The sequence below is a fragment of the Streptococcus mitis genome (assembly GCF_003942995.1).
GTDB lineage: Bacteria > Bacillota > Bacilli > Lactobacillales > Streptococcaceae > Streptococcus > Streptococcus mitis_CV.
The window spans coordinates 70352-97253 of the sequence record NZ_RJOH01000004.1 but is presented as its reverse complement, the minus strand read 5'-3'; the positions used below and the strand labels follow the sequence as shown (position 1 = coordinate 97253).

Sequence of the window (26902 nt, the reverse complement as noted above, 5' to 3'; positions counted from 1 at the left end):
TCTACTCCTTTATTTCTAATAGGTTATCTACTTCTGACGATAGACGTTCGACTAATTGTTTAATCTCATCCGGTTTTGCTTGGCAGGTTTCTGCTGTCATTTCTTCAAAAGGAACCCACCAGACTGGCCCACGCCCCTTGAGACCGTGACCATTCATGTCACCTGTTCGTCTAGGAAACAGATGCCAATGAAGATGGGCATCGCCATTTCCTAGCAGTTCGATATTCATTTTCTCAGCAGCAAAGGCCTTAGCAACCGCCTCTTGGACCACACTCATTTCTTCTAGAAAACGGAGTCTTGTCTCCTTTTTCAAATGGTGCAATTCGGTGACATGTTCCTTGGCTAGAAAGAGACTATAACCTGCAAAATACTGGTGGTCTCCAATCACAAGATAGCCTGTTTCCAACTCTTTGACAAAATAGGGATTTTCTCCCTTCTTGATGAGCTCAATTCTCTGGCAAATAAGGCAAATATTAGTCTACCAACGCGCTCTTAAGATAAGCATCAACCATTCGTTCTGTTGCGACCACCGAATCAATATGAGTACGCTCATAAGAATGACTAGACTCTATACCAGCACCGAGAAGGGCATGTTTGACTTCTGCACCTGCAGACATAGCCGCTGAAGCGTCTGAACCATAAAACGGATAGATATCCAGCTTAAATGGAATATCTTGCTCTTTCGCCAAAGCAACCAAATGTTGACGGAAGTCATAGTGATAAGGTCCAGAGGCATCCTTGACACAGATAGACACTGTATATTCGTCTGTTTGCTGGTCATCTCCCATAGCTCCCATATCCACAGCCAGATATTCTACTACCTGAGCAGGAATATTAGAATTAGCCCCATGTCCCACTTCTTCAAAGACTGAAAAAGCAAAATGAGTTGTTACGGGTAATTCAATCTTCTCTTCCTTATAAACACGAAGCAGGTTAAGCAAAATCGCTGCGCTGACCTTGTCATCCAAATGACGAGACTTGATAAAACCTGTCTCTGTCACGACGGTTCGTGGATCAAAGCTAATAAAATCACCGACCTCAATCCCCAAGGCACGAGTTTCTTTTTCATTGGTTACTTTGGCGTCCAAACGCACTTCCATATTGTCCTGCGTGCGTTCTGCAGTTCCTGCATCCTTGTAGACATGGCAAGAAGTTTGGTGGATGAGGATGGTGCCTGATACTTTTTCACCTGTGCTAGCCACATGAACGATACAGTTTTCTCCTTCGATCATGTTCCAAGGGAAACCACCGATACGATCCAATTTAAGACGGCCGTCTGGTTTGACAGCACGGACAATGGCCCCCAGCGTATCTACATGGGCAGTCACATAGCGGTGTTGTTCATCATTTTGACCTTTAATGGTCACATTGACACCGCCCTTGGCTGTACGAACTGGCTGATACCCAAAACCTTCTAGAGTCTTGACTAAATAGTCCGAAATCTCACGAGTGAAGCCTGTTGGCGATGCGATGGCTGTTAGTTCTTTGATATATTCTACTGTTTGATTCATTTCTTCACCTCTTTTGCTACCTATTATAACACATTTATCATCGGATAAAAAAAGAAAATCACTCCTGTAGACTTGGCTACAAAAGTGATTTTAATGATTATTCCATTTCAAAAACATCGCTTTCTTGCTTGTTTGGTAGAATCAATGAGAGCAAGATTCCGACAACGGCTGGTACCAACCATGGGAGAGATGCCTTGGCAAAAGGAAGAGCATTGACAAGATTTGCAAGAAACTCAACTTTAAATGAGCTTCCTAATACGCTTGCAATGGCAATAGCTGTAACAACAGCAATTGTCAACTGCATACCTTGTTTTGAAAGAGCTACAAATTTGTTGACAATGACAATCATAACGATAGCAATCGTGATTGGGTACAAGATAACCAGTACTGGGATTGAGTACTTGATAATCGCATCAAGACCCAAATTGGCAATGGCAAATCCAATCAAAGTAAAGGCTGTCGCATAAACCTTGTAGCTGATTTGCGGGAAGCGTTCATTAAAGAACTCAGCTGTTGACACAATCAAACCAACAGTTGTTGTGAAGCAGGTTACGGTAACCATAGCTGCCAGGAAGAGTTGAGCTGTTGAGCCAAAAATTTCTTGAGTGGCTTGTGACAAGATGTAAACACCTGGTGTTCCACCCTTCATAGCCTCAGCTGGTACCGGGAAATGATTTCCAAGGAAACCTAAACCGATATAAAGAGCGCTGAAGGCAAGGGCAACAACGATACCAACCACCCAAATAGTTGAAATGTATTCTTTCTTACTTGAGAAACCAAGTTGTTTCAAGGTTTGAACTGCAATCACACTAAAGGCAACTGAGGCAAGGGCGTCCAAAGTATTATAACCTTCTAAGAATCCTGTACCAAAAGCAGAAGCTTGATAAGCAGCTGAAGCAGCTTGAGGACTTGTTCCACCGTATTTGAAAGCTCCCAGAACAACCAAGATAACAATCAAAATCGCAAAGACTGGCGTTAAAATACGGCCGATACGGTCCAAGATTTTTGATGGATTAAGCGAAATCAAATAGGCTGCCACAAAATAAAGAACCGTAAAGACAATCAAACCAAGACCTTTATTTGCATCCGACAAAAGAGGGCTAATCCCTACTTCGTAAGCTGTTGTAGCTGTACGTGGGATAGCAAAGAATGGACCGATTGACAAATAAAGAACTGAGAGGTAAAGAGTCGCAAACCAAGGCGCTATCTTTGTTGAAATCTCATAGATATATCCTTTAGGATTTAGCGTTCCAATAATAAGAGTCAAGACGGCGATACCAACGCCTGAAAAGACAAAACCTGCGATGGCAGGAAGAAAATGTTCTCCAGATAGAGCACCTAGAGAAGGCGGAAAAATCAAGTTCCCCGCACCAAAAAATATTCCAAACAGGAGTAAACCTGTTAGGGCACCTTTTTTAGCCATGAAAATCTCCTTCATATTTATAAAATACTGACCTAGTATATCATGAATAGGAGTATGAAAAAAGCTTCACGAAGTAAATATTGAATGTTTTCAAGATTCTTAAAAATGAGAATTGTCTAAAAATAAATTCTCCTACCCAGTCCACACCAAGTAGGAGAAAATTCTAATGTTTATACTCTTCGAAAATCTCTTCAAACCACGTCAGCTTCACCTTGCCGTACTCAAGTACAGCCTGCGGCTAGCTTCCTAGTTTGCTCTTTGATTTTCATTGAGTATTAAAGTTCTTCAAAGGCCATCATGCCACCTTGGACATTGATAACCTCATAACCTTGTTCTGATAAGAATTGGCAAGAGCGCGCCGATCTCATTCCAGATTTACAAATAACATAATGTAACTGGTCCTTGTCCAACTGATTATAGCTATCAGCCAATTGACTCAGAGGGAGATTCTGAGCACCTTCTAAATGAAGAGCTTCAAACTCATCCACTTCTCTCACGTCCACTAAAGAAAGTTGCTCATTTTGGTAAAGCTGGTAAAATGCGTCAAAGGAAATTTCTTTCATTCTTTTTCTCCTAAAATAGTTTTAATTCTTTTTTTCAAATCCGGCACCACTTCTGACTCAAACCAAGGATTTTTAGCCATCCAGATTTGATTTCGCGGTGAGGGGTGAACTAGTGGAAAATAGGTTGGCAAGTAGTTCTGGTAATGTTTGACCCGTTCTGTCACCTTGCCACTGATTTTCTCCTTTAAATAGTAGGCCTGGGCATATTGGCCAATCAAGAGGGTCAATTGAATATCTGGTAATTCTTGCAAGAGCTGTGGATGCCATTTTTCTGCAAAGCCAGTTCTCGGTGGCAGATCACCTGACTTGCCATGCCCTGGAAAGTAAAAATCCATAGGTAGAACAGCAAAATAACCTGAATTGTAAAAGGTATCTTCATCCACACCTAGCCAGTCCCGCAGGCGGTCACCACTCTTATCTTTCCAGTAAAGGCCTGCTTCTTGGGTTTTAAGTCCAGGTGCCTGACCGATGATATTGATGCGAGCAGTCTTTGGCGCTGCAAAGAGAGGCTCAATGCCACGCTCTGTATAGCTGGCATTCTGTGGATCTGACATAATAGCCTGCTTGATTCTTTCAATTTGAGACATCTACTTTCCCTCCAAAAAGAAGTCTAAGCATACAATCTCAGACTTCTATCGTTTTATTTGATCAATTCGTAAATAGCTTCGGCATAGATTGCTGCTGCTCGGAAGAGATCATCCAAGGCGATAAATTCATTGGCTTGGTGCATGGTGTCAATTGAGTCTGGGAACATGGCACCATAGGCAACACCTCGTTCTAGCAAGCGACCAAAGGTTCCACCACCGATGACTTGCTCGTGACCTTTAAGGCCTGTTTGTTTTTCATAAACATTCAACAAGGTTTGCACAAGTGGATCTTCCATTGGCACATAGTGAGGGGTGTGACCGTGCTCAGAAAGGCTAACAGAAGCAACTGGCAAGTTTTCAAGGATTGACTTGATTTGTTCTGGACTTGTTCCTTTTGGATAGCGGATGTTAAGGGCAATGGTATTGTCAGCACTTGTTTCATCGAAGCGGAAGACGCCGGCATTCATAGAAAGAGCACCCATCTTTTCATCCACATGAGCAATCTTGAGATTTTCACCCTCATGGTCGTTCAAGAGAATTTTACCAGCGATGTCAAGGTAGTCTTTGGCTGGACCAGCAAAGTCAAACTGACTAAGGAAGAGGGCCAGGTAAGTCGCACCATTGACACCTGAAGCAGGCATAGCACCATGGGCTGATTTACCAATGATCGTCACCTTGTATTGACCAGCTTCTTCTTGAATTTCTCCTCTGAGTTTGTGTTCTGCAACAAAAGTATCTAGTTTACTTTGCAAGTCAGCTAAGTCACCTGAAACAACTGCTGTTGCTGATTCAGGAACCATGTTTTCACGCAAACCACCTGTGAAGCTGTGAAGACGGGCAACACCTGCATTTTCACCTGCAAAGTGGAGGTATTCCGTGATATTTCCTTTTTCACCATTGATGATAGGGAACTCAGCATCTGGAGAGAAACCGAAGTCTGGTTTTGCAAGTCCTACATGCTCGAAGTAGTAGTCCATGTCTGCCCAGCCTGATTCTTCGTCTGTTCCGACGATGAAGCGGACTTTCTTAGAAGTTGGAAGTCCCAATTCTTTGATGATTTTCAAACCATAGTAACAAGCTGTTGTAGGACCCTTGTCGTCTGAAGCCCCACGCGCATAAAGGCGACCGTCTTTGATAGTTGGTGTGTAAGGATCTGTGTCCCAACCGCTACCAGCTGGCACCACGTCCATGTGGGCAAAGATTCCGAGAACTTCTTCTCCTTCACCAAACTCAAAATGTCCTGCATAATTGTCGACATTCTTAGTTGGATAGCCATCACGGTCTGCAATTTCAAGGAATTTTTCCAAGGCTTTTACTGGACCAGGTCCAAATGGATGCTCAGCATCAGCCTTGCTGTCATCACGTTCTGAGTTGATTTCCAAAAGGCTAAATAAGTCAGCCAAGAGGGCTTCTTTGCGTTTTTCTACTTCTGCTGTAAAATCAATTGCTGTCATTTTTTTCTTCTTTCTATCTTTTCTCGATGATTTCATCTACTGGCAAGCGGTAGCTTGGTTCCAATTTTTCGTCTGTGTAACCTACTGTAATCAAAAGTTCTGGGCGGAAACGGTCTTCGACGTCCAAAACTTCATTAACTTTTGATTTATCAAATCCAAGAATCAGATTTGATCCAATTCCTTGGTCTGTCAATGCAAGAACCAAGTTCATAGCAACCAAACCTGCATTGAGGGCTAGGTAGTCACTGACCTGTTGTTCATTGTAGCGTGCAAATTCAGCTGGCAAATTTTTCATGAAGTATTGAAGTTGCTCTTCAGAAAAGTTATTAGCACCACCAACTCGGGCAATTTTACGAGCACGTTTAGCCAAATCTGTGTCTGTAAACAAGGCAATAGTTACAGGCGCTGATGATACCTGTTCAAAGTTTGAACCGTAAGCCAATTTTGCTAGTTCGGCATTTTTCTCACGAACCACCACAAATTTCCAAGGCTGGCTGTTGTGGGCGCTTGGAGCCAAGGTTGCAATTTCGATAGCAGTACGCACATCTTTTGGATCAACTGGTTTATCAGTGAAATGCTTAGTCGCATGACGTTTTTTATTTAATTCAAGAAATTTCATAATCGATTTCCTTTTCTAATTCTACTGCTTCCATTCTACCATAATTTGAAAGAGCTTGCAGAGATTTTTCATAAGTAGAGGTCTTTATCTCATCTTTTAACCAGGAATTACAAGCTTTTCGATTTAGTTACTAGCTATAATAAATTTTTTTGCACATAAAAAGTAGACGATTAGTCGCCTACTTTACTCCTATTATTGCGCTGATACAATTTTACTTGCAGACTCAATCGCTTGTTTCACAGCATCACGTGCAGGCTTCATATATTGAAGATAGGCAGTACGTAATTCTTCTGGCATTTCTGTATCGTCAGAACCTACGCTTGACAAGCCATCGTTCGCTACTTTTCTTGAAGTCTCTAGTGACTTAAGAACAGGCTCTACTTGTTGTTTATAAACAGCCTCAGGAACTTTAGCACCGTTTTCTTCAATATATTTCTTATAGTTGTCAATCAACTTATCAAAAAGAGTTTTCACATCTCCAACTGTTTTAGCGTTGTCGATTTCTTCATCTGTTGGAAGAGTAACTTCAGATGTGTTTGTCTTTGAGTTATCTGTTTTTGAGGAAGCTGATGTTTGTTCAGTCGAGCTTGAAGCTTTACTTGCAGAATCAGAAGATTTATTTCCACAAGCTGCTAAAGTTGCAACTGATAAGAGCACAAGGCCCACAGTAAGAAGTTTTTTCATGACTATATCCTTTAAATAGTTTTATGATGCCTATATTTTAAAATAAAATAATTTTATTGTCAAATTTTCACTGAATTATTGAATCTAAAAAGATCATTGAGTTCACTATTTATAAAATCTTTAATAACTCTATCGGAAATTTTCAAAAATATTATCAAAGACCGTGGTTTAGACTTGAATGTAGTTGACTTGGAAAGTAATGACAATCCAAATAACTACATTATCTTCTCAAGCGACCAAAAAGAGTTTAAAGAGAAATTTGATAAAGCGCTCAAAGAACTCTATCAAGACGGAACACTTGAAAAACTTAGCAATACTTATCTAGGTGGTTCTTATCTCCCAGATAAATCTCAGTTACAGTAAGATATACTAAAAGCGATTGGACCAGCCAATCGCTTTTTTAGTTTGCATTGGTTATTTTAGGAAACTCTTACAAAAAATCAAAATAATCCTTCACATCTTCTACATACCCATACTTTTCTATTAAGCTTGCTAATAATTCCAGATTGTGCCCCTGATAGTTATCGTCACGACGTAGTTCTTCATACATTTCGATAAAGGGAAGCCCCTTGGACTTGGCCAGTTCTAACTCCGCTTCATAGTCATAAGCGACTTTACGAAATAGGATATTTACCAATTCCCCATCTTCAACTTCTATCACGACATACTGGGCACGGTGATTTTTTAACGCCTCCCAATTAAAATAGGGCATGCCAATTGACCCTGGATTGATGATTTGTTGCCCTTGACTGCCATAACGAAGCAACTGCTTGTGAACATGACCATAGACTGCCACGTCCGTTTCCTCATCGAGGAGTTGGTCAAATTTCTCTGTATCATTCTCAACTAGCAAGTCACCACCATAGTTCTTATTTGGCAAATTATGAGAGATAGAAAAGCGCAATCCGTCAATTTCTTTCTTTTCCAGCAAAGGCAAGCTTCGTAGCCAGACAATCGTTGCAGGATCCATTTGCTCCATCAAAAACTGGGTCATGCGCATTGACTGGATTTCTTTCGGATGTTCCAAACCATATTCACCATCCAAGGCCTCAAGGACACGATCATCCCAATTGCCTCGAACACTGGCTGTGATAGGAAGGTCCTTTAGCAGGGCGACCAAGTCATTTGCGCCCGGACCAGGAAGAAAAATATCTCCCAGAAGCCAGTATTCACTGACTCCTTGATTTTTAGCATCTGCAATCACTGCTTCTAAAGCCGTCGCATTTCCATGAATATCTGATAAAATTGCGATTTTATGTTTCATGATGTTTTTCCTTCCGTTTGGTAATCTACTCTTTCTTCCGCCACTTGAGCTAATTCCACTGCCTCCTGCGGGTTCAACTTCCTCTGCACAGCTTCTGCGACTGTTCTTGGCACCCCAACTTCGACAATCTCATCCACACTGGCTTCCTTGATTTTAGTTAGAGATTTGAAATGCTTCATAAGATTTTGCTTGCGTTTAGGTCCCAGCCCTTCAATTCCATCCAGTTGTGATGAAAAAGAATTTTTGGAGCGCAGTTGGCGATGGAAGGTGATGGCAAAGCGGTGCACCTCATCTTGAATGCGTTGGAGGAGGAAAAATTCCTGAGAATTGCGAGATAACTCCACCACCTCAAGCGGATCTCCAAAAAGCAATTCATGGGTTTGGTGCTTGTCATTCTTTTGCAGACCTGCAATGGGAATATCCAAGCCCAGCTCCTCTTGGATGACTTGCTTGGCGATATTGACCTGACCTTGTCCCCCGTCAATGACAATCAAATCTGGAGGAGTCAAACCGTCACGCTGTACTCGGCCATAGCGCCTGCGAATGACTTCTCTCATACTGGCATAGTCGTCTGGCCCGACTACGGTCTTGATTTTATACTTACGGTAATCTTTTTTACTTGGTTTGCCGTTAACAAAGACCACCATGGCTGAAACAGGACTGGTCCCCATGATGTTGGAGTTATCGAAAGATTCGATACGAACTGGGGTTGGGATTTGGAGCAAGCGTCCTAGATTTTCAATAGCCCCCTGTGTCTTTTCGACAGATTTCTCTAGCAGGTTGAATTTCTGCTCTAGGCTGACTCGAGCATTCTTTATAGCCAAATTGACCAGTTGCTTTTTCTCTCCACGCTGAGGCTTAAGAATCTTGGTATCCACCAAGGCCTTAACCGCTTCTTCGTCAATATCCTGTGGAATCAGTACCTCATTGGGAACCAGGTGGGATTTTTCTTGATAGAATTGTCCCACATAGGTCAAGAAGTCCTCATCCGGATCGTTGTAGTAGGGAAAAAGATTGACATCGCGCTCAATAAGCTTGCCCTGACGAACAAAGAAAACCTGAACACACATCCAGCCCTTGTCCACATAGTAGCCAAAGACATCCCGATTTTGGAGATCCTTGGCCATGACCCGTTGCTTGGTTCGAAGTGTTCCAATAGCCTGAATCAGGTCACGGTATTCTGCCGCACGTTCAAACTCCATAGACTGGGCTGCCATTGCCATCTTCCCCTTGAGGTCATCGATAATTTGATCATCCTGCCCTTTTAGGAAATCAGAAACCTCCTGAGCCATAGACTTGAAATAGTCCTCATCTTTCTTACAGATGGTATGAGCCATACATTGACCGATATGGTAGTAAAAACAGACCTTAGAGGGCGGATTTGTACACTTTCTAAAAGGGAAAATCCGATCCAGTAATCGCTTGATTTCATTGGCTGCCCCCACATCTGGATAGGGACCAAAGTAGAGACCTCCGTCCTTCTTAACCTGTCGAGTAATAATCAAACGAGGATAGCGTTCATTGGTGATTTTGATGAAAGGATAGGACTTATCATCCTTTAGCATGATATTGTACTTGGGCTTGTTTTCCTTGATCAGGTTGATTTCTAGGAGAAGTGCCTCAATATTAGACTCCGTAACGATAAATTCAAAATCCACAATTTCAGACACTAGAGCCTCTGTCTTAGTATCATGACTTCCACGGAAATAAGACCTCACGCGGTTACGCAGATTTTTAGCCTTTCCTACATAGATAATGGTGCCGTTTTTATCCTTGTGAATGTAACAACCAGGGCTGGTCGGCAAGAGCTCTAATTTTGATTTAATCAAGTTATTCATAATTCCATTATAGCAAAAAAGTAGGGAAAGTTAGTCCCCTACTCATTGGTCTCATATAATTTTCGAAGGTTTGCAACATCCTCTTCCTGGATACCATAAAAAGAACCTGCAGGTTGCATGACAGACTTCTCATCTGTATGGTCCAAGCCAATCGCATGCCCCAACTCATGTTCTGCAGTATGGACAAGGCGCTCATAGGAATAGCCATAGTTAGGATTGGACAGATAATAGTGATTCAACCGTACCGTGACAGACAAGAATTGCCCCGTTAAGAGATTGGTCTGACTTTCCGCTTCTCCTGCCACAGGAGTGCCTCCGTCATTCATCTCCGTAGCCATAATATCTGCCTTACTGGCCTCAGTCACGATTTCAAAATGAAAAGCACCCGTTTGATTCCAATTCTTAATCGCTTCTACATAAGCTCCTTGAAAGCGTGAATCCATCTGCGGATCTAGGTAAATACGAGCAGAAGCCTGCGGCCACCTTCCTTCAGAATGTTGGTGGCTATCTGTCTGGTTCAACTTAGGCAGTTCCCCTGTTTTTTTCCATTGGTCGATACTTTGTTGACCAATTTTTACTGACCGTTCTGCTTGCTTTAGCGCTCCTTGAAAATCTCCGTTAAGATACCAGAGAAGTCCAAAAGCAAAAGCACACAAAAGAAAAGCTATCCAAACCAGGCGCCAAAACAAACGCCACACAAAAGAAAAGAAAGCCCCTATCAAACGAAAAATCCAGCGCATGTCTCTCCACCTTTCTAGCAAATAAAGTCTATTTTACTAAAATAAGCTGAAAGAAAGCTAAAGACCAATTTTCTTATCTTAGCGTCCTAATATTTTTTTGAGTAACTGAATAGCTTTATATTTTAGGGGAGATGGATAATAACGGAAAGTTCCTGCTTTACGTACAATATAACCATTAAAATTTTGTTTAAAACGTAAAACACCATCACTACCATCAAAAATCCCTTGAATCCCTAGAAAGTTGTATTTAGGGATCCCACGTTTTATGCTTTCCAACATAACATATTTCTGAAGCAAAGCTGGTGCATAAAATTTATTAAACTCAGTATAGGAACCACTAAAAAGATAGGTCGTTTCTTGAGGCATATAAATAAATAAACTACCTGCTAAGACAAGATCTTTCTCTCCATATTTTTTAATCAACTCTCGTGCTTCTGCTTTTCGAACTTCAAAGCTTTCATACTGCCTAGCCAACTCTTTGTGTTCTTTTTTCTTTTGTGCAGAATCTGGATATTGTTCTAATAAGAGTAATGAGGTAGCTATTTTTTCAGATAATTCTTTTTGCTTATGTATTAAATTTTGTATATATTCTCCTAAATTTAGAATAGCAATTACAAACTCGGCTTTTTCTCCAAAAGAGTCATAAAAATGCTCATAATATTCTAAACTTTTATCACTATATTCTCGACGTTCAGAGGTTGTTTTTGTTATATCTTTAAAAATTAAAAGTTCTTCACGATTTAATTTTTTCAACTGAATACCAAATGTATCAGCCTTTTTCACCAAAGCTTTCCCCTTTTTACTAAAACTGTTAAGCAAGGTCTTTTCAGTTAGCTCATTCAAATCTTTACAATATAACCAATCCGGTTCTCCACCTGGGTAACCTGTTTTTAAACCATCAAATTGATAACCTAAATCAGTCAAATCTTGAATAATACTTTTTTTCTCAGCATCTATTGGATTACCTTGGCTATCAAAAGTTTGATAAGTTTCATAAGGTTTTACAAGCAACTCTAATACACCATTTTGCTTGGCATATTCTTTTAACTCCGCATAAAAAACTGGAAGAGCATCTTGTTGGGTATAAATCGGCCCCGAATTGAGCTCCATATGCAGACCACCCAGCATGGGCAAGCTATAAACCAGAGCTGCAACTTGAATTTCTCCTTCTTGTTTCAAAGCTAGATAAACAATTCGAGCTCCTCTTTTTTCTAACAAGTTCCCCATCTGGACCGATTGCATAAAGGAACGAGAAGAAACCTGATCAGAATAAGCCTGAAACTCTTCTTTCGTGAGTGTAATTAGTGCCATATACTTACTTTCTATGTTTTTTTCTTAATGTTTTACGGAAATCAAGAGCAAGTCTTAACAGAGGATAGAGAGGATGGGTAGGCATTGTAAATTCACCCAAGTATTCTTCGATCGTTGGATTAAAATTAGCTTTAAAACGATAGAGTCCACCATCTAAAGCATTCTCGACGCCTCCTAAATTTTGCCATAAAATGCCACGTTCAAAGGAATATCGAGCTGTCTCATACCAAGTCAAAATAGGAGCTTTATAACGTCTAAAATCTTCATCCATTCCTGCGTATAGATTGACAGAAGTTTGTCCGAATTCTAAAGTCAAGGTAGCTGCTAAAGGAACTCTTGCTTGACCTGCATCCATATATTCCTGCAGGAAAGTCAATTCCTCTAACAAACGTTCTTTTTCCTTCTTCTGCGCTTCTACTTTTGAAGTTCGAGTCGACTCAGTAAAGGTCTCTTCCAAGGCTCTGTTTTTCGCTAACTGTTCTTCTAATTCTTGCGAACGTTTAGAAACATCCAAGGTTGCCAAGGTGATATAGGCCTTGTCCTTAAAATTATCTAACAATTTTTTATAATAGGCTTCATTCCTCAAATGGATATCTTTTCGCTTCTCAGTTTTTTTCATCAAAAACGAGAAAGATTCTAACAATTCATCTCTACCAATCTGAATCTCTACACCCTTATTTCGAGCGGATCGAATAGCTTGTTTTGTTGACTTGCAAAGTTTATCTTCTGTAAAATTTTCCTTGTATACTTTTGCCTGAATACGAGGCTGAATGGTATCTCCCATTCCATCGGTCTTTCCTGACCACCTTACTCCCATTCTTTGCAAATTTTCAATAATAGCCATATTTTCAGGATATTCTATTTTTTCATGCTTGATTGAACTTTGCGATAGGCAAATACTTGGGTCAAAAATCACAAAAATCGCTCTCTTGCTTCGAGCATAGGACTTAATGGATTGAAGAACAAAGTTCAAGAGTTCAGCATCCTTATAATCTAATACAGGACCTCTTGGGATATAAAACATTCTATAGCCTAGAGGAAGAGTTTTAATCAAAATACTAGCTGCAGCCAGTAATTTATCTCCTCGGTAGGCGCCAAACTTTTCATGTTGCCAATCAGACTTAACCTCTTCCCAAGCACTACTTTGTAATACATTGACTAATTCATGTTCTTTAACAAACTGATCATATTCTAATGTGGGAATGCCAATTTGATAACGATACATTTCTTACTCTCTTTCCAACAATAATAGAATTTAACTATTATTCTACCACTTTCGTTTAGAAAGTCTAGTAAAAACATATTTTAGTATTTTTCCATAGAAAACATGGTTATTGAAAGAATAATACAAACTTAACTAACTTAATCTCTCTTCTAATTTGAATTCGATTGGAAGAGTTGCTAAGAACCGTTCCAATTGTTTTTCCCAATAGTACCACTCGTGAGTGCCAGCGCTATGGCTATAGGCCACATCAAATCCCAGTTTTTTGAGATTTTTCACTGCTAGATTATTGGCTTCGTACAAGAAATCCTGCTCACCACACCAAGCCCAAAGCTTGGTCTTTTTGTCCGATTTTTTAGCCAGACTTTCAAGAGAATAGGGGCTAGCTGTCCAATCCTTAATCTCCCCAAATACTCCTCTCCAATAAGCCGGCGTTCCCAAATTTTGGCTCTCAGGAGAAAAATCTTGAAAGCTAAGGGCACCTGAAAAGCTAGCTGCATGAGAGAAACGATTTGTAGCAAGAGCCAGTTTGAAGCAGCCGTAACCTCCCATAGAGAGACCAGCGATAAAGGTCTTTTCACGCTTGCTGGTCATGTTAGAGAAGAAGCGTTTCAAAACCTGAGGCAATTCCTCTGCTAGAGCTGTGTAATAGTCAAAACCATACTGAGTATCTGTGTACCAACCGTTGCTGGTATTGGGCATAACAACGATGAGATTAGTGCCTCGAAGCAAGCGTTCTACATTGGTCCGCTTGAGCCAACTATTATGATTGCCAGACATCCCGTGCAAAAGGTACAAGACGGGAATATCTTGACACTCTGGTTCTTCCACTCGATTGGCATCAGGGTAGAGGACATTCACTCCCCATTCCATATCCAAAACTTGTGAGTAATACTCGATTTTCATTACTGCCATAATTTTTCCTCTATTTTTCTATAAGAAAAAGCCGAAGCTCGACTTTCTCTCTGTTTATTTCAACAATTATTTTGCTTCCATGACTACTGGTAAAATAGCTGGACGACGTTTGGTTTGGTCAAAGAGGTACTTAGTCAGATTATCACGAACCTTCCCTTTGAGATCTGCCCAGTCAAAGTCATCTCCTTGAAGATAGTCTTCTACCGTCTGGTTAATCAATTCTGAACTTTCACGAAGAATATCGCGACTCTTCTTGAGATAAACAAATCCACGTGTATGAACACGAGCCTTGGCCACAATTTTCTTCTCACGACGATTAACGGTAATTGCTACGATGAAAATACCGTCCTCTGACAAGACCTTACGGTCACGAAGAACCACATTTCCAACATCACCAATGGCATTCCCGTCAATCAAGACATCCCCTGCTGAAACTGCTCCAGCTGGGACAAAGTCACCATTCTCATAAGCCATACTAGTTCCCTTTTTAGGGATAAAAATGCGTTCCGGTAGCATCCCAACTGCCATAGCAGCCTTAGCATGGGCATCTAACTCACGGTATTCCCCTTGAATTGGGAAGAGATACTTGGGTTGCAAGAGGTTAATCATCAACTGCAAATCACGCGCATTTCCATGCCCTGACACACGCAAGCTTTGGGTGATCAGTTTGACAACACCTCCAGCTTGGTAAATCATGTTTTCCACACGCGCCATGACTGCCTCTTTGGCGATAGATGGAGTGGTTACAATATAAACTAGGTCACCGTCCTTGATTTCCACATAACGGTGGCGACCAATCGACATCTTGCGAAGACCATTGATAGGCTCACCCATACGACCTGTCTCAAGGATGATCAACTCATGGTTTTCAAAGCGAGACATATCTTTTGGCTTAATCAAAAGACTCTCGTTAGCTAGAGACAATTTCTTGAGGCGAATAGCAGTGCGGACGATATTTTCAATATCAAATCCTGTCAAGACCACACGGCGGCCTGTTGCATCCGCAGCGTCAAACACCTGCTGGATACGAGAGAGGTTGCTGGCTACTGCTGCGACGATGATACGACCATCCCAATCTGCAATGGTTTGAGTGATTTCATCCCCAACCTCACTTTCACTAGCCACTTGGATATTACTATCTGCATTAGCTGAATCACTAAGCAAAGCTAGAACTCCGTCACGACCGATTTCTGCCAAACGAGCGAAGTCTGTTGCATAGGATTCACTAGCTGTCTGGTCAAATTTGAAGTCACCTGTATAAACGATACTACCTTCAGCTGTCTTCAAGACCACACCCAGACTCTCTGGGATAGAGTGGGTCGTACGGAAGAAGGATACCACAGTCCCTCCAAAATCAATCTCCGTATCTTCATCAATGACATGGAAATCATTAAATTTCTTAACCGTATCATTTCCTTTGACAAAGAGTTTGGCCAACTCAATGGTCAGCTCAGACCCAAATACAGGCACCTTGGCTTCAGCCAAGAGATAAGGCAGAGCACCAATGGCATCCGCATGGCCGTGGGTCAAGAAGACCCCAGCGATACGATCGCTATTTTCAAAAAGGTAGTCCATATTGGGAATGACCACATCCACCCCTAGTTGTTCATTTTCAGGGTATTTCAGACCTGCATCTAATACAAAAATCGAGTCGTTAATTTCTGCGATGTACATGTTTTTACCATTTTCACGTACACCCCCAAGTGTTGTTAATTTAATAGTATTCATTTTTCCTCCGAATAGTCACTTCAACTGTTTGTAGAGCTTTAAATGCTCTCTTTTTCTGAAAGTCCAATTCACTTTCAGCCGAATCTTTTCCATTCATTATACCATTTTTTTACTAATTTTCAAAATGAAGATTTGTTTTCAAAAAAGAGCTGGTTTCCCAACTCTTTCCTATCATCTACTCTTTTTCCATTAAAAAGTCATAAATTTCTTGCACGGTACCCAACGCCATCATTTCTTGGTCTTTGACGGTTTGTTTAAGATTTTGATAAATCTGACTTTCTCCGATTTCCCGCTTCGGTGCCTCTTTATTCACTGTCATGACCCCATCTTTGATCGTCACAAAGCCTAGCTCTTCAAATACTTGAATCATCTTGACTAGCAAGATTTGTTGAATATTAAGATAAGTAGCCAAATCTTTCAGTTTGTAGCGAATATCAAACTCTGGAAACTGGTAGATGGTCTTGTACAATTTGGCAAACTGCTCTCTAGTCCCATACCCTGTCAGATAGTAGGCCTTGTCAATATCATTTTTGAAATAGACAGCAGAGAAATTCTGTTCCTGAAAAATGGTCTTCAACAGAGTAATATCCTCAGGAACGGTTTTTAAGATAACAGCTTCACTATCCGCCAGATTTGGCAGTTCTCCAGCAAAATCCAAGACTGGAACTCCTTCTGGCAAGACTGCATTCTTCCCACGGATGTTAAAAAGTTGAACACCTTCCACACGTGCATCCACCATCATCAACTGCAGGGTAGTTTGGCCATTCCATTGGTTGACAGACAATTTGACTGCCAGCTCTAGATTCTTGGTTTGAGAAAACTCTGTCGCCCATCTGCCTTGACCAAAGGCTACCACTTCAAAACTCGCCTCACCCTTGGAAATTTTCAACTTGAGATGAGCATTGCCTGCTCCCATAGTACGGGCACTTTCGACCTGAAAATCCTTTATATAAAAGATAGGTTTCTGATTGTCCATGCCAAAAGGTGCCAAACGTTCAAAACTTTTGACCGTTTCCAAGCTAAGTGTCTCCAAATCCAGCTCTTCATCTAAATTTAACTTGTTCTTGCCAGCAGCATCTGCCCCTTTTTCACGGACATAATCTTCCAAAACCTGAGATAAATCTGAGAGTTTCTCCACTTCCAGCGTCATTCCTGCTGCACCAGCATGGCCTCCAAAGGCGATGAAGAGGTCTCGATGAGGATCTAAAGCCTCAAAAATATCGACCGCTTCCACACTACGAGCACTACCCTTGGCACGACCGTCCTCTATATTGAGAACGATGACTGTCTGCCCTAGTTCTTCCAACAAACGACCAGCCACGATTCCTAGAACCCCAGGATTCCAGCCTTCCTTAGCCAAGACTTGGACCTTCTTCTCAGGGTCCACCATGGTCTTAGCTTCTTCATAGATAGACTGGACGATTTCCTTGCGCTCTTCGTTTTTCTGATGAATCATGAGAGCAATCTCACGCGCTTCCTCATCATCAAAGCCAGTCAGCAAATCAATGGCAGGATTGGGATCATCCAAACGGCCCAAGGCATTCAAACGAGGAGCAATCTGAAAACCAACCGTTTCTTCTGTTACTTCGTTGGCGGCAATCCCAGCCATGTCCAGCATTTCTTGTAAACCAATGCGCTGAGTATGTCCCAACATTTCCAGACCATACTGAACCAAGATACGGTTCTCATCTGTCAAACTCACCATATCAGCAATGGTACCAATAGCAACCAAATCCAGTAGTTCCACTTGCACTTCTTCTAAAAGGGCACAAGCCAGCTTGAAGGCCACTCCACAACCAGCCAAATATTTAAAAGGATAGTCCGCATCTGGATGTTCAGGGTGAACGATGGCATAGGCATCAGGCAGGGTTTCAGGCATGGAATGGTGGTCAGTCACAATGACATCCACTCCCATAGACTGGGCCAATTCAATGGCTTCGTGACCAGCAACCCCATTATCCACCGTCACAATCAAGGAAATTCCTTCTTGCTCGATAAAATATTTGTAAACACTAGCATTAGGTCCATAGCCATCAGTGAAACGATTGGGCAGATAAACCCGGCACTCGGCACCAAGCTGTTCCAAACTTTCCTTAACAATAGAAGTCGAAGTCATGCCATCCGCATCATAATCACCGTAAACGAGGATATTTTCTCCTTCTTCAATGGCCTGACGAATCCGTCCCACCGCCTTATCCATATCATGGAGTAGATAAGGGTCATGCAAGTCCTCCAAGGAAGGTTCTAAAAACTTCTTCAGACTTTCTTGGTCCTGAATCCCTCTCTCAAACAATAACCGAGCCACCTCAGGACCCAGTCCAGCCTTCTTGGCTATCTTTGAAAAATCCGCATCTTCTACCTGCGGGGCAAACTGCCATTCATAAGTAGGTGTTATCAAAAAGACATCCACTCTTTCTAAGAATTCTATTGCTTCATTATAACATGATTTAGACGTTTTCTCTATCCAGATTGCTTTTTTATAAAATTTTAGTGAATTTTTTCAGATATGATTTGACAAGACAAATTTTTTGGTGTAGAATCATGTTATAAAATCTAACACAAAGGAGATTCCTTATGGCTTTAGTAGAATTTGAACACGTCGAAAAATATTACGGGGACTACCACGCGCTCCGCGACATCAATCTCCGTTTTGAAAAAGGGCAAGTCGTTGTCCTACTCGGACCATCTGGTTCTGGGAAATCCACTCTTATCCGTACCATCAATGGTTTAGAGGCTGTCGACAAGGGAAGTCTTCTAGTCAATGGTCACCAGGTTGCTGGTGCCAGCCAGAAAGATTTGGTACCTCTTCGTAAGGAAGTCGGCATGGTTTTCCAGCATTTCAACCTCTATCCGCACAAAACAGTGTTAGAAAACGTAACACTAGCACCCATAAAAGTTCTAGGAATTGATAAAAATGAAGCTGAAAAAACAGCCCAAAAATATCTGGAATTTGTAAATATGTGGGACAAGAAAGATTCTTATCCAGCCATGCTATCTGGTGGCCAAAAACAACGGATTGCCATCGCTCGTGGTCTTGCCATGCATCCGGAACTCCTCCTCTTTGATGAGCCAACATCTGCCCTAGACCCTGAAACCATCGGAGACGTTCTGGCAGTTATGCAAAAATTGGCCCACGATGGTATGAATATGATTGTCGTTACCCATGAAATGGGCTTTGCCCGTGAAGTTGCGGACCGCATCATCTTTATGGCTGACGGAGAAGTTTTGGTAGATACGACAGATGTTGATGACTTTTTCGACAATCCAAGCGAACCTCGTGCCCAACAATTCCTCAGCAAAATCATCAACCACGAAAGTGACAAAGTCAAATAAGGAGGCGCCTATGAAAAAGAAATTCTTTTTATCCGCATTATTGATTAGCCTTTTCGGCCTTGCTGCTGCAAAACCAGTTCAGGCTGATACCAGTGTCGCAGACATTCAAAAGAGAGGCGAGCTGGTTGTCGGTGTGAAACAAGATGTTCCCAATTTCGGTTATAAGAATCCTAAGACTGGGACCTATTCCGGTATCGAAACCGACTTGGCCAAAATGGTAGCTGATGAGCTCAAGGTCAAGGTTCGCTATGTACCTGTTACCGCACAAACTCGTGGCCCCCTTCTAGACAATGAACAGGTCGATATGGATATCGCAACCTTTACTATCACGGATGAACGCAAAAAACTCTACAACTTCACCAGCCCTTACTACACAGATGCCTCTGGCTTTTTGGTCAATAAGTCTGCCAAAATCAAAAGCATTGAGGACTTAAACGGAAAAACCATCGGAGTTGCCCAAGGTTCCATTACCCAACGCCTGATTACCGAACTGGGTAAAAAGAAAGGCCTGACCTTTAAATTCGTCGAACTTGGTTCCTACCCAGAATTGATTACGTCACTTCACGCTCATCGAATTGATGCCTTTTCCGTTGACCGCTCTATCCTATCTGGCTACATCAGTAAGCGCACAGTACTACTAGATGATAGTTTCAAGCCATCTGACTACGGTATCGTTACCAAGAAATCAAATACCGAGCTAAACAATTATCTTGATAACTTGGTTACTAAATGGAGCAAGGATGGTAGTTTGCAGAAACTTTATGACCGTTACAAGCTCAAACCATCTAGCCATACCGCAGATTAAGGAGGACACCCTATGACAGATTTATCATCTTGGACAGCCTATTTTCAGGATTTTGGACAATTTTTCAATGGTTTCCTCTTTACTCTTGCCCTAGCGATTGGATCCTTTATCCTCGCCATGGTTTTGGGCATCTTCTTCGGAGCCATGTCAACCAGTAAACGTCCGATATTTAGAATTTTGGCTCGCATCTTTGTAGAATTTTACCAAAACACTCCCCTCTTGGTGCAGTTTGTTATCGTTTTTTATGGCCTACCTCTTATCAGTGACCACACCATCATGATTCCGATTTATTGGACAGCTGTTCTCTGTGTGGGTCTCTATCACGGAGCCTATATCGCTGAGGTTATTCGCTCAGGTATTCAGTCTATTCCTATCGGTCAGATGGAGGCCGCCTTGTCTCAAGGTTTTACCTATATCAGTGCTATGCGTTTGATTATCTTGCCTCAGGCTTTCCGTATCATTCTCCCACCTTTGACTAACCAAATCGTAAACCTCATCAAGAACACCTCTACAGTCGCTATCATCTCTGGAGTAGATTTGATGTTTGTGACCAAGTCTTGGTCAGCACTTAACGGAAACTACATTCCAGCATTTTTAGGCGCTGCCCTTCTCTACTTCTCTCTATGCTTCCCTGTTGCCCAGTTTGGTCGCAAGATGGAGCAAGCCAACAAAAAAGCCTATTCACTTTAGGAGGTTACTATGGAATCCATTTTAGAAGTTTTAACCCCAGATAACCTAGTCTTTATCTTTAAAGGATTTGGCTTGACCCTCTATATTTCTCTAATTGCCATCGTTCTCTCTACACTTATCGGTACGGTGCTAGCTGTCATGAGAAATGGCAAAAATCCTATCTTGCGCATCATCTCCAGCATTTACATTGAATTTGTACGGAATGTTCCCAACCTTCTCTGGATTTTTACTATCTTTTTAGTTTTCAAGATGAAGTCCACTCCAGCAGGAATCACTGCCTTTACTCTCTTTACCTCAGCTGCCCTAGCTGAGATTATCCGAGGAGGTCTCAATGCCGTTGACAAGGGGCAATACGAAGCAGGAATGTCACAAGGATTTACTTCTGCACAAATCCTCTACCACATCATTCTGCCACAAGCTATTCGCAAAATGCTGCCAGCCATCATTTCCCAGTTTGTAACCGTAATTAAGGATACCAGTCTTCTCTACTCTGTTATCGCCCTACAAGAACTCTTTGGAGCTAGCCAAATTCTCATGGGCCGTTATTTCGAACCAGAGCAAGTCTTCAGTCTATATATCCTGATTGCCCTCATCTACTTCAGCTTCAACCTAGCAATTTCTAGCCTATCTCATATGCTAGCAAAACGTTGGCAACAAGCCGCAGAATAAAAAAAAGCTCTCCAGTTCATTGGAGAGTTTTTCTACTCAATCGCCAAAAAACACTGCCAGATTTCTAGCAGTGTTTTGAGTTTTATTTATCTTAGTAAACTGTTTTTTCAGTTTCTACATCGAAGAAGTGTGCTTTGTTCAAGTCAAATCCAAGTTCAACTGTTGCACCTGTTTGCAAGTAGTCACGAGCATCAACTTTAGCAACAAATTCATCTTTACCAACTTGGCAGTAAAGGTGAGATTCTGAACCAAGCAATTCTGATACAGAGATAGTTGCTTTGACAACTGATTCTGGGAATGTTTCAAGGAAAGCAGGTTCTGCATTCACGTCTTCTGGACGGATACCGAAGATCAATTCTTTACCTTCGTAGCCTTTTTCACGAAGAACTTTCAATGCTCCTTCTGGAACTTTCAAACGGAAACCATCAGAAACAATTTCGCTACCAACCAATTTAACGTTGATGAAGTTCATAGCTGGGCTTCCGATGAATCCTGCTACGAATTTATTAACTGGGTTTTTGTAAACTTCTTGAGGAGTACCGATTTGTTCTACACGTCCGATAGTACCTGTACCAGCAGGGTTCTTAGTTGCTGACATGATAACGATACGGTCTGCAAGTGTCATCGCTTCTGTTTGGTCGTGAGTTACGTAGATAGTTGTAGCTCCGATACGACGGTGGATTTTAGCGATTTCAGCACGCATTGATACACGAAGTTTGGCATCCAAGTTTGACAAAGGTTCGTCCATCAAGAACACTTTTGCATCACGGACAATTGCACGACCCATAGCAACACGTTGACGTTGACCACCTGAAAGGTCAGCTGGTTTACGTTCCAAGAATTCTTTCAATCCAAGGATTTCAGCTGCTTCTTGCACACGTTTGTCAATGTCTTCCTTGCTGTATTTACGCAATTTCAAACCGAAAGCCATGTTATCGTATACAGTCATGTGTGGGTAAAGAGCGTAGTTTTGGAATACCATGGCGATGTCACGGTCTTTTGGAGCCACATCGTTGACAACCACGCCATCGATAGATGCAGTTCCTTCTGTGATGTCTTCAAGACCTGCAATCATACGGAGAGTAGTTGATTTACCACATCCTGAAGGTCCTACGAAAACGATGAACTCTTTGTCTTTGATGTTCAAGTTGAAATCTTCAACTGAATAGTGTTCGCTGTTTGGATATTTTTTGTAAATATTTTTAAGATTCAATTCTACCATGAGGTGAACTCCTTTTGTCTTTTGATAGTTTTATTATAGATGAAAACGCTTTACATTTCTATGGCAAGGTGACCAAAAAAACAAAAAAGTTCTGTGCAACTTGCACAAAACTTTAGAGAATATCTGGTAAAATCAATTGATAACACAAGGTCAGGTCAGTCAATTCCTTCAACTGAAGCCCTGTCAATTCTTCCCACTTATCAATCTTGTATTGGAGAGAATTGCGGTGCAGATAGAGTTGCTGGGCTGTTTTTGTTAGGACAGCACTATTTTCCCAAAGGGAGAGAATGATTTCCTGAATCTGATCTTGATCCAAGATCATCTGGTGCAGGCATTCTTTAATGACTCTCAGGTCCACGAGCCTTTCTCCCATACTCCAAAGATAGAGCTGAGAAAAAGTATGAACACCTTGGTGACCCTGACGCCACCAAGTCTTGAACAAATCGCGCTCAGCTTTGATTAAGTCTGATAGGGCTTGATTTCCAGTCTGAGACCAAACCTGTCCTAACATGATAGAGAGGCGCAGTCCAAAGTCATACTCAACCGCTTCAATCGTATCACTTAAAATAGCTCGTACAGAAGTGTATTTATCTTGTTGAAGTACGAAAACATAATCCTGAGCTCCGACCTGAAGCACTGTCTGACAGTTAGGAAAAAGAGTCCGCATCATATCCAGCCAAGAAGCTAGATTTTCCTGTTGGAAATAGGAAAGATGACAATAAACCAACTGAATCTTTTTAAAAGCTTGTGGTGCCTGTCCCTTCCCCTCAATCAAAAAAGAATACCAAGGATTGAGCGAACGAGCCTGCTCCTGCTGAGTCAAAAGGGCAACCAACTGCTTTTCACGCTCGCTGAGCCCAGCTTCCTCCAGCAAAATCCACTGCTGAGAAGCTAAAGGGAGAGTGAGATAGCCCTCTTTCTCTACTGGTTGGTCTGAAATCTGAGCTTCAGGAAACCAGTCTTGTAGTTCTTTTGCCATCATGTCCTAGCCCTCCACTTTTTGGATGCACCATGAAATCAAGCTCTCAAGACGTTCTATATTTTCAGTCATATGGAGATAGCCCATGACTGCTTCAAAACCTGTGGACATACGGTAAGTCACCACATCAGCATTTTTGGCCTTGGTGTGACTATTGGTATTGCGACCACGTTTGTAGATTTCTTCTTCTTTTTCCGTTAAGACTTGCTCCTCTAACATAAGAGAAATCAGGTGAGCCTGAGCTTTGGCTGACACATACTTGGTTGCTTCTTGATGAAGTTTATTGGGTTTGGTCATGCCTTTAAGAATGAGGTGACGACGAATATACATAGAATACACCGCATCTCCTTCAAAAGCTAACGCAATCCCGTTAATGAGATTGACATCAATCACGTGTCCACCTCACTCCATCTTTGGTGTCAAGGAGCTTAATCCCTTGAGCAGCCAATTGGTCACGGATCTGGTCCGCTGTCGCAAAGTCACGATTGGCACGCGCTTCTTGGCGTTTTTGGATCAAGTCTTCAATCTCTGCATCCAAAACTTCCTCAATAAAGACAATTCCAAAGACCTCTAACATATCTGCAAGAGCTTGCTTAACACTTGCATCATAATTGCCAGAGTTAATCCACTTGGCCATTTCAAAGACTACTGTAATACCGTTGGCAGAGTTGAAATCCTCATCCATAGCTGCTACAAACTTGTCTTTAAAAGCTTGTAACTCTTGGGTATCCACGTTTCCTGTAAATGGTTGTTCGTAAGTGTTCTTTAGATACTTGAGATTAGTCTCTGCATCCCGCACTGCCTTTTCCGTAAAGTTGATAGGCTTGCGGTAGTGCTGTGTCGCAAAGAAGAAACGAAGCACTTGACCATCAAGAGTTTTAAGGGCATCGTGTACGGTTATAAAGTTGCCCAAAGACTTAGACATCTTGACATTGTCGATATTGACAAAGCCATTGTGCATCCAGTAGTTAGCAAAGGTCTTGCCTGTTTTGGCTTCTGACTGGGCAATTTCATTGGTATGATGAGGAAACTCTAGATCAGCTCCACCACCGTGAATATCAATGGTATCACCTAAAATCTCTGTCGACATGACTGAACACTCGATGTGCCAGCCCGGACGACCAGGTCCCCAAGGACTATCCCAAGAAATCTCGCCTAGCTTGGCAGCTTTCCAGAGGGCAAAGTCCACAGGATTTTCCTTACGAGCCGTTTCTTCATCGGTACGACCTGAAGCACCTAGCTCCAAATCTTCCAAGGTTTTATTTGCTAATTTAGCATAGTTGTGGGATTTTTCCACACGGAAGTAAACATCCCCTTGGCTCTCATAGGCAAAACCTTTTTCAATCAAGTCTTCCACAAAGCGGATGATATCCGCCATAAACTCCACCACACGCGGATGGCGAGTCGCAGGTTTGACGCCCAAGGCCGTCACATCCTCACGAAAGGCAGCGATGTACTTGTCCGCAACCTCCTGAGGCGTGATGCCTTCTTCCTTGGCACGGTTGATAATCTTATCATCCACATCCGTAAAATTGGAAATATAGGCAACCTCGTACCCACGATACTCAAAATAGCGACGAATGGTATCAAAAGCCACTGTTGAGCGGGCATTCCCCACGTGGATATAGTTGTACACGGTTGGCCCACAAACATACATCTTGACCTTGCCGTCCTCAATTGGGACAAATTCTCGCAAATCACGAGACATAGTGTCATAGATTTTAATCATAAATCATAGTCAGGAAATCCAAAATCCAAGAACAATTAGTTTCATCACTAAGAGTTCAATTGAATTTCAGTCCGAATGTCTCTACACTTCGGAATCCCTTGCTCCTTTCGCATTCAGATAAACCACTTGGGTTTGTTTGACAAAGCCAATCTTTTCATATAAGCGCTTGGCACCTACATTGCTATCTTCCACTGCAATCTGAAATTCCTTATCATTTTGCTCAATTAGTTGGTTGACAAGGGATTTTGCTAAGTAGCTTCCATAGCCTTTCCCACGTTCAGGTTCAGATATTGCTAAACCGTAGAAGTAATTCGTATTAGTCGATAAATCTACCGTGCAAGTTCCAATAACCTGACCGTCTTTTAACAAAATATATAAGCGACTTTCTGGATCCTTCAGAGCTTCAGCGACATATCTATCAACAATCTCTCTAGACTCATGTTCCTCTGAGAATGCCTGAAATTTTAACTGACTAATTTGCTCCTGATACGAACTATCTGCTAACAAAACTTCAAGATTAGAAAAATTTGCTAACTGATAAGGTTTTCTATCCTTACCTAACCAAGTTTCTGTATCCTCGTCCTCGACCAATCCCCAGTTGCTGGCAAAATCAGGATGACGTTCTAGAAAAATACGTTCTGTCTGAAAAGTCACTGAACGAATAGAGAAAGAAGCCGTTTCTTTCTCAAAACTAGTAAACAATGCACGCGCAATTCCCTGATGGCGATGATCTGGATGAACCAGTATCGTCACTTCCACATCTTGGTCATCAGCATAGACAGTTAAGAGACCAACAAGTTCGCCTTTTTCATAATAAAGGAAAAAGGCGGGCATGTTTGGGTCAAAATTAAGCATGTTAGAAAGATAGGGATCACGATAGGTACCGTCATAGTTTTGGCAATAGTTAATTAGTTTTTTCGCCTCAGATAGCTCCTCTTGGCTTAACTTGTTTCTTGCTTGAATCATATAGGTACCCTCTACAAACCAGACGATCTGTGACTGGCATCTTTAGATTGCTCGAGTTTATTGACGTAGTACTCTCGTTTTTCTTCGACTTCGTGGATCGTCGGTTCATCCTTCTGTCCATGAACTCGGACAATCTTAGCCGGAATACCGACAACCGTCACATCACTAGGTACGTCTGCCACGACAACTGCTGCTGCACCGACCTTGGCATTTTCACCAATTTCCACTGGTCCAATGACTTGGGCATGAGCGGATATTAAAGCTCCTTTTCGAACCGTCGGATGACGTTTCCCAACATCCTTTCCGGTCCCACCAAGAGTCACTCCGTGATAGAGAAGAACACCTTTTTCAACAATCGCCGTCTCACCAATCACTAAGCCAGAACCGTGGTCGATAAAGACACCTGAATCGATCTGAGCACCTGGATGAATCTCAATCTGAGTCCAAAAGCGCCAGAACTGACTGTGCATACGAGCCAGGAGTTTGAAGCCATGCTTCCAGAGAAAATGCGAGAGACGGTGGGCCGCCAAGGCCTTGACACCTGGATAAGTCAGCAAAACCTCCAAAGTGGTGCGGGCCGCTGGATCATTTTCTTTCACGATATCAATGGTTTCGCGCCACCATCCCATACATTTCTCCTTTTCTTATTC

Annotated in this window: 26 protein-coding genes and 1 pseudogene; 5 read left to right on the top strand and 22 right to left on the bottom strand. The window is 41.9% G+C overall.

The features are described 5' to 3' along the window. Position 1: 1 nt before the first annotated feature. The 8 genes from D8836_RS04120 to D8836_RS04085 all read right to left on the bottom strand — a co-directional run bounded on the left by D8836_RS04120 (position 2) and on the right by D8836_RS04085 (position 6841). Positions 2-472, bottom strand: a complete 471-nt coding sequence (locus D8836_RS04120) for an HIT family protein (RefSeq protein ID WP_125393236.1) — start codon at positions 470-472, stop codon at positions 2-4. 1 nt (position 473) lies between these two features. Then, entirely contained in the window at positions 474-1511 is a 1038-nt protein-coding gene (locus D8836_RS04115) for a M42 family metallopeptidase (protein WP_125393235.1), read from the bottom strand. A gap of 97 nt (positions 1512-1608) precedes the next feature. Further along, positions 1609-2934: a branched-chain amino acid transport system II carrier protein gene (gene brnQ / locus D8836_RS04110; protein WP_185761594.1), complete on the bottom strand. Its 1326-nt coding sequence runs from the start codon at positions 2932-2934 to the stop codon at positions 1609-1611. 275 nt (positions 2935-3209) lie between these two features. After that, on the bottom strand, positions 3210-3497 hold the full coding sequence (locus D8836_RS04105; RefSeq protein WP_125393233.1) for a rhodanese-like domain-containing protein: 288 nt from the start codon (positions 3495-3497) through the stop codon (positions 3210-3212). After that, a complete protein-coding gene (locus D8836_RS04100; RefSeq protein WP_125393232.1) occupies positions 3494-4084 on the bottom strand; it encodes a uracil-DNA glycosylase family protein in 591 nt (196 codons plus the stop codon). Before D8836_RS04100 ends, D8836_RS04105 begins: the two co-directional genes overlap by 4 nt. A 53-nt stretch (positions 4085-4137) precedes the next feature. Then, positions 4138-5538 (bottom strand): dipeptidase PepV, encoded by a 1401-nt coding sequence (gene pepV / locus D8836_RS04095; protein WP_125393231.1) that lies wholly within the window; start codon positions 5536-5538, stop codon positions 4138-4140. A gap of 13 nt (positions 5539-5551) precedes the next feature. Beyond that, positions 5552-6157, bottom strand: coding sequence for a nitroreductase family protein (locus tag D8836_RS04090; protein ID WP_000670165.1), 606 nt, complete (start codon positions 6155-6157; stop codon positions 5552-5554). A gap of 192 nt (positions 6158-6349) precedes the next feature. After that, positions 6350-6841, bottom strand: a complete 492-nt coding sequence (locus D8836_RS04085; RefSeq protein ID WP_125393230.1) for a hypothetical protein — start codon at positions 6839-6841, stop codon at positions 6350-6352. A gap of 144 nt (positions 6842-6985) precedes the next feature. Between D8836_RS04085 and D8836_RS04080 the strand changes: the two are divergent. Then, a pseudogene (locus tag D8836_RS04080) lies at positions 6986-7204 on the top strand (transporter substrate-binding domain-containing protein); the annotation flags it as partial. Positions 7205-7271: 67 nt separating this feature from the next. On the opposite strand, the gene D8836_RS04075 reads toward D8836_RS04080, so the two are convergent. From D8836_RS04075 to recJ, 8 genes are all read right to left on the bottom strand, one after another. Then, entirely contained in the window at positions 7272-8105 is an 834-nt protein-coding gene (locus tag D8836_RS04075; protein ID WP_125393229.1) for a metallophosphoesterase family protein, read from the bottom strand. Then, the gene (gene uvrC / locus D8836_RS04070) at positions 8102-9943 is read right to left on the bottom strand and encodes an excinuclease ABC subunit UvrC (RefSeq protein WP_125393228.1); all 1842 of its coding nucleotides are present in this window, start codon (positions 9941-9943) and stop codon (positions 8102-8104) included. Before uvrC ends, D8836_RS04075 begins: the two co-directional genes overlap by 4 nt. A 38-nt stretch (positions 9944-9981) precedes the next feature. Further along, positions 9982-10683 (bottom strand): M57 family metalloprotease, encoded by a 702-nt coding sequence (locus D8836_RS04065; protein WP_125393227.1) that lies wholly within the window; start codon positions 10681-10683, stop codon positions 9982-9984. Between the two features lie 78 nt (positions 10684-10761). Continuing rightward, positions 10762-11994 (bottom strand): aminoacyltransferase, encoded by a 1233-nt coding sequence (locus D8836_RS04060; RefSeq protein ID WP_125393226.1) that lies wholly within the window; start codon positions 11992-11994, stop codon positions 10762-10764. 4 nt (positions 11995-11998) lie between these two features. Further along, positions 11999-13219, bottom strand: a complete 1221-nt coding sequence (locus D8836_RS04055; protein WP_125393225.1) for a peptidoglycan bridge formation alanyltransferase MurM — start codon at positions 13217-13219, stop codon at positions 11999-12001. Between the two features lie 132 nt (positions 13220-13351). After that, entirely contained in the window at positions 13352-14131 is a 780-nt protein-coding gene (locus D8836_RS04050) for an alpha/beta hydrolase (RefSeq protein WP_125393224.1), read from the bottom strand. A gap of 66 nt (positions 14132-14197) precedes the next feature. After that, entirely contained in the window at positions 14198-15859 is a 1662-nt protein-coding gene (locus D8836_RS04045) for a ribonuclease J (RefSeq protein ID WP_125393223.1), read from the bottom strand. Between the two features lie 175 nt (positions 15860-16034). Continuing rightward, positions 16035-18257, bottom strand: a complete 2223-nt coding sequence (recJ, locus tag D8836_RS04040) for a single-stranded-DNA-specific exonuclease RecJ (protein WP_185761593.1) — start codon at positions 18255-18257, stop codon at positions 16035-16037. Between the two features lie 176 nt (positions 18258-18433). Here recJ and D8836_RS04035 point away from each other — a divergent pair, with 176 nt between their 5' ends. Genes D8836_RS04035 through D8836_RS04020 form a run of 4 tightly spaced genes read left to right on the top strand, consistent with a single transcriptional unit; the run spans position 18434 to position 21356 of the window. Next, the gene (locus tag D8836_RS04035) at positions 18434-19192 is read left to right on the top strand and encodes an amino acid ABC transporter ATP-binding protein (RefSeq protein ID WP_125386182.1); all 759 of its coding nucleotides are present in this window, start codon (positions 18434-18436) and stop codon (positions 19190-19192) included. 10 nt (positions 19193-19202) lie between these two features. After that, positions 19203-19997, top strand: a complete 795-nt coding sequence (locus D8836_RS04030; protein WP_125393221.1) for a transporter substrate-binding domain-containing protein — start codon at positions 19203-19205, stop codon at positions 19995-19997. A 12-nt stretch (positions 19998-20009) separates the two neighbouring features. Beyond that, positions 20010-20687 carry an amino acid ABC transporter permease gene (locus tag D8836_RS04025; protein WP_125393220.1) on the top strand — a complete coding sequence of 226 codons (678 nt, stop codon included), beginning with the start codon at positions 20010-20012 and terminating at the stop codon, positions 20685-20687. A 9-nt stretch (positions 20688-20696) separates the two neighbouring features. Beyond that, entirely contained in the window at positions 20697-21356 is a 660-nt protein-coding gene (locus tag D8836_RS04020) for an amino acid ABC transporter permease (protein ID WP_000443883.1), read from the top strand. 91 nt (positions 21357-21447) lie between these two features. Here the strand turns inward: D8836_RS04020 and D8836_RS04015 are convergent, their stop codons facing one another. The 6 genes from D8836_RS04015 to cysE form a co-directional block, all read right to left on the bottom strand. Beyond that, entirely contained in the window at positions 21448-22578 is a 1131-nt protein-coding gene (locus D8836_RS04015) for an ABC transporter ATP-binding protein (protein ID WP_050253268.1), read from the bottom strand. Positions 22579-22690: 112 nt separating this feature from the next. Continuing rightward, on the bottom strand, positions 22691-23560 hold the full coding sequence (locus tag D8836_RS04010; protein ID WP_125393219.1) for a helix-turn-helix domain-containing protein: 870 nt from the start codon (positions 23558-23560) through the stop codon (positions 22691-22693). 3 nt (positions 23561-23563) lie between these two features. Next, a complete protein-coding gene (locus D8836_RS04005) occupies positions 23564-23950 on the bottom strand; it encodes a Mini-ribonuclease 3 (RefSeq protein WP_125393218.1) in 387 nt (128 codons plus the stop codon). Next, positions 23943-25286: a cysteine--tRNA ligase gene (gene cysS / locus D8836_RS04000; protein ID WP_125393217.1), complete on the bottom strand. Its 1344-nt coding sequence runs from the start codon at positions 25284-25286 to the stop codon at positions 23943-23945. Before cysS ends, D8836_RS04005 begins: the two co-directional genes overlap by 8 nt. Positions 25287-25367: 81 nt before the next feature. Next, positions 25368-26252, bottom strand: coding sequence for a GNAT family N-acetyltransferase (locus D8836_RS03990; protein ID WP_084929826.1), 885 nt, complete (start codon positions 26250-26252; stop codon positions 25368-25370). Positions 26253-26263: 11 nt separating this feature from the next. Beyond that, positions 26264-26881: a serine O-acetyltransferase gene (gene cysE, locus D8836_RS03985; protein ID WP_125393216.1), complete on the bottom strand. Its 618-nt coding sequence runs from the start codon at positions 26879-26881 to the stop codon at positions 26264-26266. Positions 26882-26902 lie beyond the last annotated feature (21 nt).